Annotated in this window: 16 protein-coding genes; 8 read left to right on the top strand and 8 right to left on the bottom strand. The window is 71.6% G+C overall.

The genetic code is table 11. The features are described 5' to 3' along the window. The 4 genes from IEZ31_RS54135 to IEZ31_RS54120 form a co-directional block, all read right to left on the bottom strand. The coding region (locus IEZ31_RS54135) for an ABC transporter ATP-binding protein (RefSeq protein ID WP_190257996.1) at positions 1-357 on the bottom strand (357 nt) is incomplete at its 3' end. A gap of 150 nt (positions 358-507) precedes the next feature. Next, positions 508-1,182: a response regulator gene (locus IEZ31_RS54130; RefSeq protein ID WP_268241778.1), complete on the bottom strand. Its 675-nt coding sequence runs from the start codon at positions 1,180-1,182 to the stop codon at positions 508-510. Continuing rightward, positions 1,179-2,387 carry a sensor histidine kinase gene (locus IEZ31_RS54125; protein WP_229837248.1) on the bottom strand — a complete coding sequence of 403 codons (1,209 nt, stop codon included), beginning with the start codon at positions 2,385-2,387 and terminating at the stop codon, positions 1,179-1,181. The genes IEZ31_RS54130 and IEZ31_RS54125 overlap by 4 nt, the downstream gene beginning before the upstream one ends. 861 nt (positions 2,388-3,248) lie before the next feature. Then, entirely contained in the window at positions 3,249-4,109 is an 861-nt protein-coding gene (locus IEZ31_RS54120; RefSeq protein WP_190257995.1) for a RecB family exonuclease, read from the bottom strand. 80 nt (positions 4,110-4,189) lie between these two features. Here IEZ31_RS54120 and IEZ31_RS54115 point away from each other — a divergent pair, with 80 nt between their 5' ends. The 3 genes from IEZ31_RS54115 to IEZ31_RS54105 are packed head-to-tail and all read left to right on the top strand — an operon-like array spanning position 4,190 to position 6,907. After that, on the top strand, positions 4,190-5,386 hold the full coding sequence (locus IEZ31_RS54115; RefSeq protein WP_190257994.1) for a site-2 protease family protein: 1,197 nt from the start codon (positions 4,190-4,192) through the stop codon (positions 5,384-5,386). A 14-nt stretch (positions 5,387-5,400) separates the two neighbouring features. Further along, positions 5,401-6,360, top strand: coding sequence for a tRNA (adenine-N1)-methyltransferase (locus IEZ31_RS54110; protein ID WP_308429544.1), 960 nt, complete (start codon positions 5,401-5,403; stop codon positions 6,358-6,360). Beyond that, positions 6,338-6,907, top strand: a complete 570-nt coding sequence (locus IEZ31_RS54105) for a hypothetical protein (protein ID WP_190257992.1) — start codon at positions 6,338-6,340, stop codon at positions 6,905-6,907. The genes IEZ31_RS54110 and IEZ31_RS54105 overlap by 23 nt, the downstream gene beginning before the upstream one ends. Positions 6,908-6,926: 19 nt before the next feature. Here IEZ31_RS54105 and IEZ31_RS54100 read toward each other — a convergent pair whose 3' ends face one another. After that, positions 6,927-7,235 carry a ferredoxin gene (locus IEZ31_RS54100; RefSeq protein ID WP_373294880.1) on the bottom strand — a complete coding sequence of 103 codons (309 nt, stop codon included), beginning with the start codon at positions 7,233-7,235 and terminating at the stop codon, positions 6,927-6,929. Positions 7,236-7,438: 203 nt separating this feature from the next. Between IEZ31_RS54100 and arc the strand changes: the two genes are divergently transcribed. From arc to prcA, 5 genes are all read left to right on the top strand, one after another. Then, complete coding sequence (arc, locus tag IEZ31_RS54095) at positions 7,439-9,205, top strand: proteasome ATPase (RefSeq protein WP_190257991.1); 1,767 nt, start codon at positions 7,439-7,441, stop codon at positions 9,203-9,205. Between the two features lie 127 nt (positions 9,206-9,332). Continuing rightward, positions 9,333-10,850, top strand: a complete 1,518-nt coding sequence (gene dop, locus IEZ31_RS54090; protein ID WP_373294879.1) for a depupylase/deamidase Dop — start codon at positions 9,333-9,335, stop codon at positions 10,848-10,850. Positions 10,851-10,942: 92 nt separating this feature from the next. Then, complete coding sequence (locus IEZ31_RS54085; RefSeq protein ID WP_190257990.1) at positions 10,943-11,158, top strand: ubiquitin-like protein Pup; 216 nt, start codon at positions 10,943-10,945, stop codon at positions 11,156-11,158. A 183-nt stretch (positions 11,159-11,341) separates the two neighbouring features. Next, on the top strand, positions 11,342-12,181 hold the full coding sequence (gene prcB, locus IEZ31_RS54080) for a proteasome subunit beta (RefSeq protein WP_229837245.1): 840 nt from the start codon (positions 11,342-11,344) through the stop codon (positions 12,179-12,181). 37 nt (positions 12,182-12,218) lie between these two features. Further along, entirely contained in the window at positions 12,219-13,061 is an 843-nt protein-coding gene (gene prcA, locus IEZ31_RS54075; RefSeq protein WP_190257988.1) for a proteasome subunit alpha, read from the top strand. A 474-nt stretch (positions 13,062-13,535) separates the two neighbouring features. Here the strand turns inward: prcA and IEZ31_RS54070 are convergent, their stop codons facing one another. From IEZ31_RS54070 to rfbD, 3 genes are read right to left on the bottom strand one after another with little or no spacing between them, the layout of a single operon-like run. Next, complete coding sequence (locus IEZ31_RS54070) at positions 13,536-14,237, bottom strand: glycosyltransferase family 2 protein (protein WP_190257987.1); 702 nt, start codon at positions 14,235-14,237, stop codon at positions 13,536-13,538. Beyond that, positions 14,224-14,613: a DUF2304 domain-containing protein gene (locus IEZ31_RS54065; RefSeq protein WP_190257986.1), complete on the bottom strand. Its 390-nt coding sequence runs from the start codon at positions 14,611-14,613 to the stop codon at positions 14,224-14,226. Before IEZ31_RS54065 ends, IEZ31_RS54070 begins: the two co-directional genes overlap by 14 nt. After that, positions 14,610-15,482 (bottom strand): dTDP-4-dehydrorhamnose reductase, encoded by an 873-nt coding sequence (rfbD, locus tag IEZ31_RS54060; protein ID WP_190257985.1) that lies wholly within the window; start codon positions 15,480-15,482, stop codon positions 14,610-14,612. Before rfbD ends, IEZ31_RS54065 begins: the two co-directional genes overlap by 4 nt. Between the last annotated feature and the right edge of the window lie 80 nt (positions 15,483-15,562).

The raw sequence follows: 15,562 nt of genomic DNA, 5'->3' as shown, positions 1-15,562 counted from the left end.
CAGCGGCAGCAGGATGTTCTCCTCGGCCGTCAGCGTCGGCAGCAGGTTGAACTGCTGGAAGATGAACCCGACCTTCGTGCGCCGAAGGTTGGTCAGGTTACCGTCCGACATCCCCGTGAGCTTGGTGTCGCCGATGAAGACGTCACCGCGGGTGACCGAGTCCAGGCCCGCGAGCGTGTGCATCAACGTCGACTTGCCGGAGCCCGACGGGCCCATGATCGCGGTGAAGTGCCCGCGCTCCAGCTCGACGCTCACCCCGTGCAGCGCGATGACCTGGGCCTCCCCGCTGCCGTACACCTTCCACACGTCCACCGCGCGGGCGGCGACCGCCTGCCCGGTCGTGACTGTCGTGGTCACGCTCTTCGTCCCCCTTGGAAAGTGGTCCACTTGACCACCTCACGCTACGGGGTCGGCGCACCCCGGCCGTCGTTCGTGGGCGCTAAACCGGGCTACTCCCTGTGGAGGACCCTCATCCCTAGGTGGTGCTCCTCCGTGCGGAGGAGGCAGCTACGACCCGGGACGGACCAGACCCGTCTCGTAGGCGAGCACCACCGCCTGCACCCGGTCGCGCAGCCCCAGCTTGGTCAGCACGTGCCCGACGTGGGTCTTCACGGTCGTCTCGCTCACCGACAGCGCCTTGGCGATCTCGGCGTTGGACAGCCCGCGCGCGAGCTGCACCAGCACCTCACGCTCGCGGTCGGTCAGCACCCGCAGGTCCCGCGGCGGGGGAGCGTCGGGGTCGGGCAGCGCGTCGGCGAACTTGTCCAGCAGCCGCTTGAGGATGCGCGGCGCCACCACGGCCTCGCCCGCTGCCACGGTCCGGATCGCCGTGACGAGGTCGTCGGCCGGCACGTCCTTGGCGAGGAACCCGCTGGCCCCGGCCCGCAGCGCCCCGACCACGTACTCGTCCAGGTCGAACGTCGTCAGGATCAGCACCCGGACCGGCAGCTTCGCGTCGACGATGACCCGGGTCGCCGCCACGCCGTCCATCCGGGGCATGCGGATGTCCATGAGCACCACGTCGGGCAGCAGGCGGCGGGCCAGCTCGACCGCCTCGACGCCGTCGCCCGCCTCGGCGACGATGTCGAGGTCGGGCTCGCCGCCGAGCACCATCCGGAACCCGGTGCGCAGCAGCGGCTGGTCGTCGGCGAGCAGCAGCCGGATGGGACGTTCCTCGGTCAACTCGCCAACTGCCTCTCAGACGCGGTCTCGAGGGGGATCCTCGCGTGGACACGGTAGCCGCCCCCGGGGCGGGGCCCGGTGCGCAGCGTCCCGCCGTACAACATGACCCGCTCCCGCATGCCGAGCAGGCCGTGGCCGATGGCCGCGGTGCCCAGCTGCGGCCCGCGTCCCGTGTCGCAGATCTCGACGACGACGTCCGTGCGGCTGAACACCAGCCGCACCTCCACGCTCGCCGCCCCCGCGTGCTTCAGCGCGTTCGTCAGCGCCTCCTGCACGATCCGGTACACGGTGAGCGACACGCCCGGGTCCAGCGGCGCCGGCTCGCCCTCCACCTTGAGCGACGCCTGCAGCCCCGCCTCGCGGATCTGCTCGACCAGCCCCTCGACCCCGGCCAGCCCCGGCTGCGGCTCCAGCTCGCCGGCCGGCTCGGTCTCGGTGCGCAGCACGCTCAGTAATCGCCGCATCTCGCGTAACGCGGTGCGCCCCGTCTCCTCGATCGTGGCCAGTGCCTCGTCGGCCGCCGCCGGGTCGCGCGACAGCATCCGCCGCGACCCGGTCGCCAGCACGCCCATGACGCTCACGTGGTGCGCGACCACGTCGTGCAGCTCGCGCGCGATGCGCCGCCGCTCCTCGGCCACGGCCTTGTCGGTGAGCGCCCGCTGGCTGGTCTCGGCGGTGCGGGCCCGGTCCTCGAGCGCGGCGATGTAGGCCCGCCGGGTGGCGACCGACCGCCCGACCGTGAAGCACACCAGCGCGCTCATCGCGTTGAAGATGAGGAAGATGCGGGTCTCGGGCACGAACGGCGTGTCGTCGGCCCGCCCCAGCACCGCCGCGAGCGCCGTGCCCGGCACCCACATGAGCGCCGATCCCCACAGCGCCTCGCGGAGCGACAGGTGGGCCGCCACGGTGTACGTCATCACGATGATCCCGAGCCCGCCGCTCACCAGCGGCAGCCCGCTGACCAGCGGCACGACGGAGTGGACGGCGATAATCCAGACCGCGCCCCACAGCCACCGCCGCCGCAGCGCGACCACCGACAGCCCGAGGGTGTCGAAGACGAGCTGGAACGCGAGATCCTTGGTGCCGAACGCCGTCGTGGCGACCGTGGTGAGCCCGTCGCTGACGACGATCAGCAGCAGGGCGAGCAGCACGTCCTGCACGAACGGCTCACGCCGCGAGAGACGGACCCGCTCCAGCACACGCACACACTGACGGTATCCGCTCCGAAACGCGCCGGTTTCATCGCCGAGCCGGACATCGACCTCGTGCTCAAGGATGAGACGCCTCCTCCGCCACGGCACCCATGATCGTGGGAATCATCCGGCTGCCCCGACGACCAGATGCTTCCCACGATCACGGACCGCTCCGGCGCGGGCACCCTCAGCCGCGGGGGCGCGGCTGGCATTTGCCTCCTCCGCGCCCTCCGCGCCCGGCACGCCCCATGATCGATGGAGACTTCTGGTTGCCAGGACAGCCAGACGTTTCCATCGATCATGGGATGGTGCGCCGCCGGCCGCGGGCAGCCCCGCTCGGTGCCCGACATTTCCGAAATGCCGGGAGATGGCTCCGCGGACTCCGCGTCGAGGGGACCGGATGCGGCCGGTCTGGACGGGACCGGCCAAGCGCTGAGGCCGGGGAAGTTGCGCAAGCCACCCGACGATTGCGGTGGCCGGACCGGGCCGACCACCGCGGGTCGCGCGTCGGCCGCACAGGAACGCGCCCCAGGTCATCGCCGCCGCGCTGGTCGCCCGCCCGGCGCCAACGTTTCCTGCCCGGTCAGCCGGAGCCGCTCATCGCGCGCGGGCCGGGCTCGTGCCGTGCCCTGCCAAGGCGTCGCCGAGCCACCTCGCGCCCGGTCCGCGCCGTGGCGGGCCGGTGCGGTGCCGTGCTCGCACCGCAGCAGCCCGCCCGGCGCCGGCTCGCGTCGTTCCCGCACCACTCGTCCGGCAGTTCGGTGAGCACGGCCAGGCGGGCCCGCACGTCCTCGCAGCAGCCCGCCCGGCGCCCGCTCGCGTCGTTCCCGCGCGGCGGCGGGCCGCCCGGCGTTGGCTTGCGTCGCTCCCCGCCTACTCGTCGCGGCCGGCCGGCGGCTCGTCCTCCACGTCGGCGGCCAGGGACGGCGCCTCCGGGAACGGCGGGGGCGTCCCGCCATACGCCGGGCAGAGCGCCTGATGCGCGCACCACGCGCACAGCCGGCTCGGCTGCGCCCGGAAGTCGCGGTCCGTCGTGGCCCGGTCGATGGCCTGCCACAGGGCGAGCAACGTCCGCTCGAAGCGGGCCAGCTCCTCCGCGTCCGGGGAGAAGTCGCAGATCTCGCGGTCGCGCAGATACATCAGGCGCAGCACCCGCGGCACGACACCCCGGGTGCGCCACAGGACCAGGGCGTAGAACTTCAGCTGGAACATCGCGCGCGCCTCGAACGCCTCGCGTGGGGCGCCGCCGGTCTTGTAGTCGACGACGCGGAGGTCGCCGGCGGGGGAGACGTCGAGGCGGTCGATGTAGCCGCGGATGACCAGGCGGCCGTCGACCTCCGCCTGGACGAACGCCTCCCGCTCGGCCGGCTCCAGGCGGTTGGGGTCCTCGACCGCGAAGTAGCCGCCCAGCAGCTCGCGGGCGCTGGCCAGGAACTCGTCGGTGGTCACGGGCGTGCCGTCGAACAGCTCGGCGAGGTCCTCCTGCTCGGCGAGCAGGCGCTGCCACTGCGGCTCGACCAGGTCGGCCGCGTGGGCGGGGGTGCGCTCGCCGGCCGGGGTGTCGAACAGGGTCTCCAGCACCGCGTGGACCAGGGTGCCGCGGGCCTGGTCGGGGGTCGGGCGCTCGGGCAGCCGGTCGATGCTGCGGAACCGGTAGAGCAGGGGGCAGGTCTTGAAGTCGGCGGCACGCGACGGCGACAAGGTGGGCAACGACGTACTGACAGGCACCGTCATGCCCAAGAGGTTAAGCGAGGGGTACGACGAAAACCTTCGCCGCAGCGCCCGGCGCCGCGGAACCCGTAGCATCGTGGGCAATGGACGCACACCGCTCGGGACCCCCTCCGGCGCCGCCGGCCGCCCGCCCTCAGCCGCGGGAGCGTGGCGCCGGGATCCCCCTGGGGCGGATCGCCGGCGTCCCGATCTACCTGGCGCCCTCCTGGCTGCTGCTGGCGGCGCTGATCACGCTCACGTATGGCCAGATCCTGACGGTGCGGCGGGAGCTGTCGCTGAGCACCGGGTTCGCGATCGGGTTCGGGTTCGTGGTCTGCCTGTTGATCTCGGTGCTGCTGCACGAGCTCGGCCACGCCGTCACCAGCCGGCGCAGCGGCATCGGTGTGCGCGGGATCACGCTGGAGATGCTCGGTGGGTACACCGAGATGGACCGGGAGGCGCCGCGCCCCGGCGTCGAGCTGTACATCTCCCTGGCCGGCCCGGCGGTGTCGTTCGCCGTCGGCCTGCTGGCCGCCGCGGCCGCAGTCGTGCTGCCCGGCGGCGGGATCGCCGAGACGTTCGCGTTCCAGCTGGCGCTGTCCAACATCGTCGTCGCCGTGTTCAACGCGCTGCCGGGGCTGCCGCTCGACGGCGGCCGCGCGCTGCAGGCGCTGGTCTGGAAGGCCAGCGGCGACCCCAACCTGGGCCGGCGGGTCGCGGGCTGGGCCGGCCGGGTGGTCGCCCTGGCCACCGCCGCGGCGGTCCTGATCCTCTTCGAGCGCGGGATCATCGACGGCTACTTCGGGGTGATCTTCACGCTGCTCGTGGCGGTGACCCTGTGGGTCGGCGCCGGCCAGGCCATCCGGCACGGCCGGGTAGCGGCCAGCCTGCCCCCGTTCAGCGCCCGCGACCTGGCCCGGCCGGTCGTCGCGGTGTCGGCGAGCACGCCCCTGGCCGAGGCGGCCCGCCTGGCCGCGATGAGCGAGGAGCGCCAGCCGGTCGTCGCGGTCGTCGACGGCGCCGGCGGGCTGATCGGCTTCGTGCACGGTGCGTCGGCGCGGGCGGTGCCGGCCGAGCGGCGGCCCTGGGTCCCGGTCGGCGACGTCACCCGCCGGATCGACCCCCAGCACGTGCTGCAGGGCGATCTGCGGGGCACTGACCTGCTCCAGGCCATCCGGGACGACCCGGCCGGCGACTACCTGGTGGTGTCGGGCGAGGATGTGCACGGCGTCCTGCGGGGCGCCGACCTCGTTTCGCTCGTGGAGCCGCGCCGGCCCACCGTCCGGAGGAAGAACACGTGACCCTGGAACGCCCCCTGACCCTCGACGCACACGACGGCGCACCCGAGCATGCAGCGCAGATCCGCCGCGGGCCGTTCCGCCCCGGCGACCGCGTGCAGCTCACCGACCCGAAGGGCCGGATGCACACGATCGTGCTGGAGCCGGGCAAGGGCTTCCACACCCACCGCGGCATCGTCGAGCACGACGCCCTCATCGGCGCGCCCGACGGCAGCGTGGTGACGTCCAGCGGCGGCACGCAGTACCTCGCGCTGCGCCCCCTGCTGGCCGACTACGTCCTGTCGATGCCCCGCGGCGCCCAGGTGATCTACCCGAAGGACGCCGCGCAGATCGTCGCGATGGGCGACGTCTTCCCCGGTGCCCGGGTCCTCGAGGCCGGCGCCGGCTCCGGCGCCCTGACCTGCTCGCTGCTGCGCGCGGTCGGCGCGTCCGGCAGCGTCACCTCGTACGAGATCCGCGACGACTTCGCCCAGATCGCCCGCAAGAACGTCGAGGCCTTCTTCGGCGGGCCCGTCCCCGGGTGGACCCTGCGGGTCGGTGACCTGGCCGGCTGCGAGGATGTCGGGTTTGATCGGATAATTCTGGACATGCTGACGCCGTGGGAGATGTTGCCACTGGTGTCGCGGGCCCTGCTGCCCGGCGGCGTGCTCATCGGCTACGTGGCGACTACTCCGCAATTGTCGGAATTAGTGGAGGCCTTGCGCGAGGATGGTGGGTACACCGAGCCTCGTGCGTGGGAGAGCCTGGTGCGGGACTGGCACGCCGAGGGCCTGGCCGTGCGGCCCGACCACCGGATGATCGCGCACACGGCGTTCCTGGTGAGCGCGCGCAAGCTCGCGCCCGGGGTGACCGCGCCGCCCCGCCGGCGCAAGCCGAGCAAGGGTGCCGAGGCGTATGCGGCACGGCGGCTGGCGGCCGCCGCGGCCGCCCGGGAAGACGAGGAGGCGAGCCAGCATGAGCAGGCCGAGCTTCAGTGATCTGCCCGCCGTCTTCCCCGACTGGTCCCCCTACCCCGACCTCGAGTCGGCCGCACGGGCATACCTGCGCGATCCGGACATCGCGCTGGATGCGATGGCAGGTGTACTGCGGGGTCAGAGCGTCCTGGGCTTCACCCTCGAGCGGTTCGTCAACGACGTCAACGGGGTGTGGCAGGAGGTCGTCGTCTGCGACGGCACCCGCCTCATCCTGTGGCACGGGGAGGACATCCCCCCGGAGGAGGCGCCGCCCGGCTCGATGACGTCGTCCCTGCGGGTCGTGGCCCTGTCGGCGGTCACCGAGGTCGGCTGCCGCCGCCGGATCAGCCGCAACCCGAACGGGACGGCCCGGGTCGACAGCGTCGACGTCTACCTGCTGCTGACCTCGCTCGACGAGGCGAACGTGGCCGCCGAGGAGGCCGGCTCGGTCATCCGGCACGACGCCCTGCGCTTCGGCAAGACGCTCGACGACGGCGGCGCGGGCCAGATCGCCCGCCTGGAGGAGTTCGCGCGGCTGGTCAGCTCGCTCGTCGGCAAGCCGATGCTGTAGCCACTACGCCATGAGCGCGCTACTGGTCGGCGCCGGGGCCGGCGACGGGCACGCCGTCGGCCGCGCGGCGGACGTGGATGCACTCGCCGGGGCACTCCTTGGCCGCGTCGATGACCTCCAGCCGCAGGTGAGCCGGCACGTCGACCCGGCTGCCGGGCGCCAGGAGCAGCTCGCCGTCGGGACCCTTCACGTAGGCGAGGCCGTCGACGTCGAACTCGAAGACCTCCGGGGCATACTGCACACAGAGGCCGTCGCCGGTGCAGAGGTCCTGGTCAACCCAGACCTCCAGCGTCTGTTCGGTAGTCTGCTCCACGGTCTCGGTACGCACGGGTACGACGCTACCCGACACCCCGCAACACGCGCAGGGGCCCGTGACGCAGACCGCAGAGGGTTGGAAAAGGGTCCCGCACAGGGCCGTTGAGCCCGCAGGATTTGTAAACACCCTGTGGCGCACGTGTTCGAAGGGGCCCGAACCGGCGATCAGCAGTTAGTGTTAGAGCACAACGTTCAAAGCCCCCGGGGAGGTGGGACGTGGCACGCAGCGACGACGCGGAGACGCGCGCCGCACGATGGGAGAAGGACGCCCACGATCTCTCCACGCAGGTCGCGTTTCTTCAGGAGGAACTCGCCCTGGTGCGACGCAAGCTGACGGAGACTCCGCGACACGTGCGACAGCTCGAGGAGCGGCTCGCCGCAGCGCAGGCGCAGATTGCCCGGCTGACCGAAAACAACGAGCGGCTCGTGGCCACCCTCAAGGAGGCCCGGGCCCAGATCGTGACGCTGAAGGAAGAGGTGGACCGCCTGGCACAGCCGCCGAGTGGTTACGGCGTCTTCCTCGCCCGCCACGACGACGGCACCGTCGACGTGTTCACCGGCGGGCGCAAGCTGCGCGTGGCAGTCTCCCCGGCGATCGAGACCGAGGAGCTGCGCCGAGGCCAGGAGGTCCTGCTCAACGACGCCCTCAACATCGTCGACGCGCTCGGGTTCGAGCGGGTCGGTGAGGTCGTCATGTTGAAGGAGGTCCTGGAGGGCGGCGATCGGGCACTCGTCATCTCGCACGCCGACGAGGAACGGATCGTCCACCTGGCGGACACTCTCGCCGACGCGCCGCTGCGCGCCGGCGACTCGCTCATGATCGAGCCCCGCTCGGCGTACGCCTACGAGCGGATCCCGAAGAGCGAGGTCGAGGAACTCGTCCTGGAGGAGGTGCCCGACGTCGACTACGCCGACATCGGCGGCCTCTCCCGGCAGATCGAGCAGATCCGCGACGCCGTGGAGCTGCCCTTCCTGCACGCCGAGCTGTTCCGGGAGCACCTGCTCCGCCCGCCGAAGGGCGTCCTGCTCTACGGCCCGCCCGGGTGTGGCAAGACGCTCATCGCCAAGGCGGTGGCCAACTCGCTGGCCAAGAAGATCGCCGAGAAGCGTGGCGAGGAGCGCCAGACCAGCTACTTCCTCAACATCAAGGGTCCGGAGCTGCTCAACAAGTACGTCGGCGAGACGGAGCGGCACATCCGGCTGATCTTCCAGCGGGCCCGTGAGAAGGCCAGCGAGGGCACGCCGGTCATCGTGTTCTTCGACGAGATGGACTCGGTGTTCCGGACCCGTGGCTCGGGGGTCTCCTCCGACGTCGAGAACACGATCGTGCCGCAGCTGCTGAGCGAGATCGACGGCGTCGAGGGGCTGGAGAACGTCATCGTCATCGGCGCCTCGAACCGCGAGGACATGATCGACCCGGCGATCCTGCGCCCGGGCCGGCTGGACGTGAAGATCAAGATCGAGCGTCCGGACGCCGAGGCGGCCAAGGACATCTTCTCGAAGTACATCCTGGAGACCGTCCCGCTGCACAAGGACGACCTCGCCGAGCACGGCGAGTCGTCCGAGGCCACGGTCAGCGCCATGATCGACGCGGTCGTCCTGCGGATGTACTCCGAGACCGAGGAGAACCGGTTCCTGGAGGTCACCTACGCCAACGGTGACAAGGAGGTCCTGTACTTCAAGGACTTCAACTCCGGCGCGATGATCCAGAACATCGTGGACCGGGCCAAGAAGATGGCGATCAAGGACTTCCTCGGCAACGGACAGAAGGGCATGCGCCTGCAGCACCTGCTCGACTCCTGCGTCGACGAGTTCCGCGAGAACGAGGACCTGCCGAACACCACCAACCCGGACGACTGGGCCCGCATCTCCGGCAAGAAGGGCGAGCGGATCGTGTACATCCGCACGCTCGTCTCCGGCGGCAAGGGCGCCGAGGCCGGCCGGTCGATAGAGACGGCCACGAACACCGGCCAGTACCTGTAACACCAGCTCCTCGACGGCGGGCGGCGACCGATCCGGTCACCGCCCGCCGCTGCTTCCAGCAGTGCATCCGGCAATCTGGCCCGCCCGGTGTGGGGTGAGTGCCGGTCCGTGCGACTAGGGTTGTGTCATGAGTGTGCGGCGCGTGATGGGCACCGAGGTCGAGTACGGCGTTTCCGTGCCCGGCCAGCCGGGGGCGAACCCGATGGTGACCTCCTCCCAAGTGGTCAACGCCTACGGGGCGCGACCCGAGCTCACCAAGGGCGGCCGGGCCCGGTGGGACTACGAGGAGGAGTCCCCGCTGCGCGACGCACGCGGGTTCACCTACTCGGGTGCCCTCTACGACCCGGCGGAGGCCCTCGCCGACGAGGACCTCGGCCTGGCCAACGTGATACTGACCAACGGCGCCCGCCTCTACGTCGACCACGCCCACCCGGAGTACTCCACGCCCGAGGTGACCAACCCGCGCGACGTCGTGCTCTGGGACAAGGCCGGCGAGCGGGTGATGGCGGAGGCGGCCCGGCGCGCGGCGACGATCCCCGGCACGCTGCCGATCCACCTGTACAAGAACAACACCGACAACAAGGGCGCCTCCTACGGCGCCCACGAGAACTACCTGATGCGCCGGCAGACGCCGTTCGCCGACATCGTCATGCACCTCACCCCGTTCTTCGTCACCCGGCAGATCGTGTGCGGGGCGGGGCGGGTCGGCATCGGGCAGGACGGGTCGGGCCCCGGCTTCCAGCTCTCGCAGCGCGCCGACTTCTTCGAGGTCGAGGTCGGCCTCGAGACCACGCTCAAGCGCCCCATCATCAACACCCGTGACGAGCCGCACGCCGACGCCGACAAGTACCGGCGGCTCCACGTGATCATCGGCGACGCCAACCTGTCGGAGATCTCGACCTACCTCAAGGTCGGCGCCACCTCCCTCATCCTCGCGATGATCGAGGAGAAGGTGCTCTCCGCCGACCTGGGCATCGCCGACCCGGTCACCGAGCTCAAGTCGGTCAGCCACGACCCCACGCTCAAGCACCTCATCCGCATGCGCGACGGCCGCCGCCTGACCGCGCTCGACATCCAGTGGGCCTTCTACGAGCGGGCCCGCGCCTTCGTCGAGCAGCGCCAGGGCGCCGACGTCGACGAGATCACCGCCGACGTGCTCGACCGCTGGGAGAGCGTGCTCGACCGGCTCGGCCGCGACCCGATGCTGTGCGCCGGCGAGCTCGACTGGGTCGCCAAGCTGCGCCTGCTGGAGGGCTACCGCGAGCGCGAGTCGCTCGGCTGGTCGTCCCACAAGCTGCAGCTCGTCGACCTGCAGTACTCCGACGTGCGCCCCGAGAAGGGGCTCTACCAGCGCCTCGTCGCGCGGGGCTCGATGGCGACGCTGTTCTCCGAGGAAGAGGTCCAGCGCGCGATCGTCGAGCCGCCGGACGACACCCGGGCCTACTTCCGCGGGCGCTGCCTCGCGAAGTACCCGGCCGAGGTGGTGGCCGCGAGTTGGGACTCGGTCATCTTCGACGTGGGCCGGGAGTCCCTGGTGCGGGTGCCGATGATGGAGCCCGAACGAGGGACCAAGAAGCACGTCGGTGCACTGTTCGACAAATGCCCGAGCGCGAAGGATCTGCTCGAAGCGATCACTTCCGGGTAGCCTTGGACAGCGATCCGTGGTCCCCGCGCACGCGGGGATGATCCGTTCGATGCAGCGGTTGGTTTGGTGGTCCCCCCGAGGAGGATGAGGGTATGGCTACGAGGGATACGGGCGGGCAGTCCCAATCCGGGAAGTCGCGGCGCGACGAGGAAGAGGACGTCGTCGCACCCGAGGTCAACCCGGAGACAGCCGAGCGGGTCGAGCAGTTGGGCGAGGACGTCGACGACCTCCTCGACGAGATCGACTCCGTGCTCGAGGAGAACGCCGAAGAATTCGTCCGCGGATACGTGCAGAAGGGCGGCGAGTAGCCGTCCGCTGACGTGGCCCGCTCGTCCGGTCTCCGGGCGGGCGGGCCGCAGTTTCGCGCTGTTCCGCGCTGTTGCGCGCCTGGTTTCGCCCACAGCGTGGCGGCGTGCCGGGGGCGGGCGACCCTCCGCGGCGTATTGTTGGCACACAGTCGATCACCGATGTCGTTTCGAAGGGAGCTCGCGTTGCCGACGGGTCTTGACCACTCCGGGCGCCTGCCTGCCGCGTTCCACGCCGCCGGGTCCTCGTCGTTCAGTGAGTTCCTGGCCCAGGTGGCCCCCGAGATGCTCCCGGGCCGGCGTCCGCTGCCGCCGGGGATGGCGGCCGACGTGAGCGCCCACGCCACCACGATCGTCGCGATCAGCTGCGCCGACGGCGTGCTCATGGGCGGCGACCGGCGCGCGACGATGGGCAACCTCATCGCCCAGCGCGACATCGAGAAGGTGTTCGCCGCCGATGCCTACTCGCTGGTCGGCATGGCCGGCACCGCCGGCTTCGGCCTGGAGATGATGCGGCTGTTCCAGGTCGAGCTGGAGCACTACGAGAAGATCGAGAGCAGCATGCTCTCCCTGGAGGGCAAGGCCAACCGGCTGGCCAGCATGGTGCGCAACAACCTCGGCGCCGCCATGCAGGGCCTGGCCGTCGTGCCGCTGTTCGCCGGCTTCGACGTCGACGCCAAGTCGATCGACCAGGCCGGGCGCATCTTCAGCTTCGACGTCGCCGGCGGCGTCTACGAGGAGCGCTTCTACGACTCGATCGGCTCCGGCTCGCTGTTCGCCAAGTCCTCGCTCAAGAAGCGGTATCGTGCGGGCGTCACCACCGACGAGGCGGTCAAGCTGGCGATCGAGGCGCTGTATGACGCGGCCGACGACGACACGGCGACCGGCGGTCCCGACCTGCTGCGCGGCATCTTCCCGGTGATCATGACGGCGACCGTGGAGGGCACCCGGCGGTACACCGACGAGGAGACCAAGGCCGTCGCCGAGCAGATCATCGCCGAGCGCGCCGAGAACCCCGGCGCCTGACCCCACCGCCCATCCGACCGAAGGAGAACTCGCCACCGTGGCCATGCAGTTCTACGCCTCGCCCGAGCAGATCATGCGGGACCGCTCGGAATACGCCCGCAAGGGCATCGCGCGTGGCCGCAGTGTCGTGGTGCTCAGCTACCAGGGCGGCGTGCTCTTCGTCGCGGAGAACCTGTCGACGGCCCTGCACAAGGTCAGCGAGATCTACGACCGCATCGGGTTCGCGGCCGTCGGGCGCTACCCGGAGTTCGAGAACCTGCGCTCGGCCGGCGTCCGCCTCGCCGACTTCCACGGCTACTCCTACGGCCGCCGCGACGTGACCGGCCGCCAGATCGCCAACGCCTACGCCCGCACCCTGGGCGCGATCTTCACCGAGCAGCAGAAGCCGTTCGAGGTCGAGATCTGCGTCGCCGAGGTGGGCGCCACGGCCGAGGACGACGAGCTGTACCGGATCACCTACGACGGCTCCGTCCAGGACGAGCCCGGCCTGGTGACGATGGGCGGCCAGTCCGACGCCATCTCGGGCGCCGTCAAGACCCGCCTGCGGCCCGACCAGACGCTCGCTGAGGCGCTGAAGCTGGCGGTGGAGGGACTGGGCAGCGTCGGCGGCGAAAACGGCCAGCCGCGCAAGCTGGCGGCCAACCAGCTGGAGGTCGCGGTCCTCGACCGCAACCGCCCGGGCCGCACGTTCCGCCGGCTGACCGGCCTCGCGCTGACCGCGATCCTCGAGGACACCGCCAAGCCGGCGGCCGAGCCGGAGGCGGGCCTGGAGGACAAGCCGCAGCCGCCGGCGTCGCCGAGCACGCCGGCCGACAACGCGTCGGGCCCGGCCCCGTCGACCACCGAGGCTCCGGACGAGGACAAGCCCGAGTCCGAGTAGCCGGCAACACGTTCGTCGCGCGCCGTCCCGGTCCTCCGGGGCGGCGCGCCGCTGTCTGCCCGCGTCCGTGCTCGTCCGCGTCCGCCCGCGTCCGTGCCCGCCCGTGTCCGTGCCCGCCCGTGCTCGTCCGCGTCCGCCTGTGTCCGTGCCCGCCCGTGCCCGCCCGTGCTCGTCCGCGCTCGCCCGCGCCCTCCTCGCGTCGATCTTGGAGTTGTGGGCGGTCGCAAATCGGGACAATCTCGGAGTGTCCCGGCACCACAACTCCAAGATCGACGCGGGGCTGGGGTGGGGTAGGGCGCGGGGCTGGGGTGGGGCGCGGGGCTGGGGTGCGGTGCGGTGCTGGGGTGGGGCGCGGGGATGGCGTGGGGTGCGGGGATGAGCCGACGCTGGGACGGGGTGCGGCGCCGGGCGGAAGCAGCGCGCGCCGCGCCCGGGGGTGGGCGCGGCGCGCGAGAAGCCGAACGAGGGGGAGCGTCAGGTGCGGATCAGGGCCAGCAGCAGGACGATGCCCGCGCGGCCCAGGTAGATCGTCGACTTCATGGGGGAGTTGCTGGGGGTGCCCGCCATGCGGGGGCGCATGGCGACCGGGATCTGCGTGATCTTGTACCCGGACCGGGCCACGCGGACCAGGACCTCGATCGTGTCGCCCAGGTACTCGGCCGGGTACCACTGTGCGAAGAACTCGATCAACCGCCGGTTGCACGCCCGGTGCCCCGACGTCGTGTCGGAGAGCCTCGTGTGCGACAGCCGGGACAGGACGGCCGACAGCATCCGCATCGCCCACTTGCGCGGGCCGCGGACCGCGTAGCCGCCCTCGCCCGCGAACCGGGCCCCGATGACCAGGTCGTTCTCGTCGAGGGCGTCGACGAGCTTCGGGATGTACCGCGGGTCGTGCTGGCCGTCGGCGTCGACCTGGATGGCGACGTCGTAGCCGTGGTCGCGCGCGTACCGGTAGCCGGTGCGCATCGCGCCGCCGACGCCCAGGTTGTACGGCAGGCGGGCGACGACCGCCCCCGCCGCCGCGGCCCGGGCGGCCGTGTCGTCGGTCGAGCCGTCGTCGACGACGATGATGTCGACGCCGGGGAGCTCACCGCTGACCTCGGTGACGACGTCGGCGATCGAGCCGGACTCGTTCCAGGCCGGGATGATGATCAGAACCCGCTTACCGTTGATCATCGTGGACCTCTGCGATCTCGTCGGCCCGCCGGGAGGCCGGGGCCGGAAGGTTCAGTTCGCTGCGCAGCAGCGCCAGGTCCTCGGCGAGCGTGCGGGTCTCCTCCTCCAGCCGGCTGACCTCCCAGCTCAGGTGGACCGCGACCAGGAGCAGGAAGACGATGCCGAGGAAGAGCACGAGGCTCACGCCGGACTGGATGCCGATGGCGCGGGCCACGTTGTCGGTGATGAACGGGAAGAAGGCCAGCGGCAGGATGCCGAGGCTGACGGCGAGCCACAGGATCGCGTACTTCTCCTGCAGTTGCCGCCGGCGCAGGAGCTCGACCATGAACGCCAGGACGGCGAGCGCGGTCAGCCCGGTGACGATGGTGAGTTTCACGGAGTACCCCCAGGGGACCGGACGCCGAAGGCCGGATCGGCCAGCGCCGCTGTCAGCATCGCACGCCACTCGCGCATGGGCGGCATCCCGGCCGCCGCCCAGCGGTCGTGGCCCAGCGCGCTGTAGGCCGGCCGCGGCGCGGGCCGGACGTAGGCGGCGCTGGTCGTCGTACGAACCCGGGCCGGGTCGTGCCCGGCCAGTTCGAACACCGCGGCGGCGAGCCCGTGCCACGAGGTCAGGCCCGACGCGGTGCCGTGGTATACCCCGGCCGGCGCCTGCGCGTCGGCCAGCGCGACGAGCCGCTCGGCGAGGTCCCGCGACCACGTCGGCTGCCCGACCTGGTCGGTGACGACCTCGACGAACTCCCGCTCGCCGGCCAGCCGCAGCATGGTCCGGACGAAGTTGTTGCCGTGCGCGCCGTAGAGCCACGCGGTGCGCACCACATACCCGGCCGACGGCAGCGTCGCGAGGACGGCCCGCTCGCCGGCCAGCTTGCTGCGCCCGTACGCGTTGATGGGCGCCGTCGGCGCGTCCTCCGCGTAGGGCTCGGTCGCGTCGCCCGGGAACACGTAGTCGGTCGACACGTGCACCAGGCGGGCGCCGGTGGCCGCGCACGCCTCGGCCAGGGCCGCGACGGCGGTGCCGTTGACGGCGGTCGCCGCGGCCTCGTCGGCCTCGGCGCCGTCGACGTTGGTCCATGCCGCGGCGTTGAACACCACGTCGTGCCCGGCGACGACGTCGCGGACCTTGGCCGGGTCGGTGACGTCGAGCTCGGCGCGGGTCGCCGCGGTGACGTCCCGGCCCTGCAGCACGTCCAGCAGGTCGTGCCCGAGCATGCCACCGGCCCCGGTGACCAGGTACCGGGTCATGCGGCCTCCGCTCCGCTCCGGCCGCACGACCTGTCGACTGAGCCCATGATGACCGGCCCTCCGCTTCGCTCCGGAACGGT

The organism is Dactylosporangium sucinum, assembly GCF_014647515.1.
Lineage (GTDB): Bacteria > Actinomycetota > Actinomycetes > Mycobacteriales > Micromonosporaceae > Dactylosporangium > Dactylosporangium sucinum.
The sequence above is the reverse complement of the archived record's forward strand: the minus strand, read 5'-3'. Positions and strand labels throughout refer to the sequence as shown.

Bases quoted from the DNA above. Each gene is read 5' to 3' on its own strand.
- IEZ31_RS54120 (WP_190257995.1), bottom strand. From the start codon at position 4,109: ATGACGGTGCCTGTCAGTACGTCGTTGCCCACCTTGTCGCCGTCGCGT.
- IEZ31_RS54085 (WP_190257990.1), top strand. From the start codon at position 10,943: ATGGCTACGAGGGATACGGGCGGGCAGTCCCAATCCGGGAAGTCGCGG.
- IEZ31_RS54070 (WP_190257987.1), bottom strand. From the start codon at position 14,237: ATGATCAACGGTAAGCGGGTTCTGATCATCATCCCGGCCTGGAACGAG.
- rfbD (WP_190257985.1), bottom strand. From the start codon at position 15,482: ATGACCCGGTACCTGGTCACCGGGGCCGGTGGCATGCTCGGGCACGAC.
- IEZ31_RS54115 (WP_190257994.1), top strand. From the start codon at position 4,190: ATGGACGCACACCGCTCGGGACCCCCTCCGGCGCCGCCGGCCGCCCGC.
- dop (WP_373294879.1), top strand. From the start codon at position 9,333: ATGAGTGTGCGGCGCGTGATGGGCACCGAGGTCGAGTACGGCGTTTCC.
- IEZ31_RS54105 (WP_190257992.1), top strand. From the start codon at position 6,338: ATGAGCAGGCCGAGCTTCAGTGATCTGCCCGCCGTCTTCCCCGACTGG.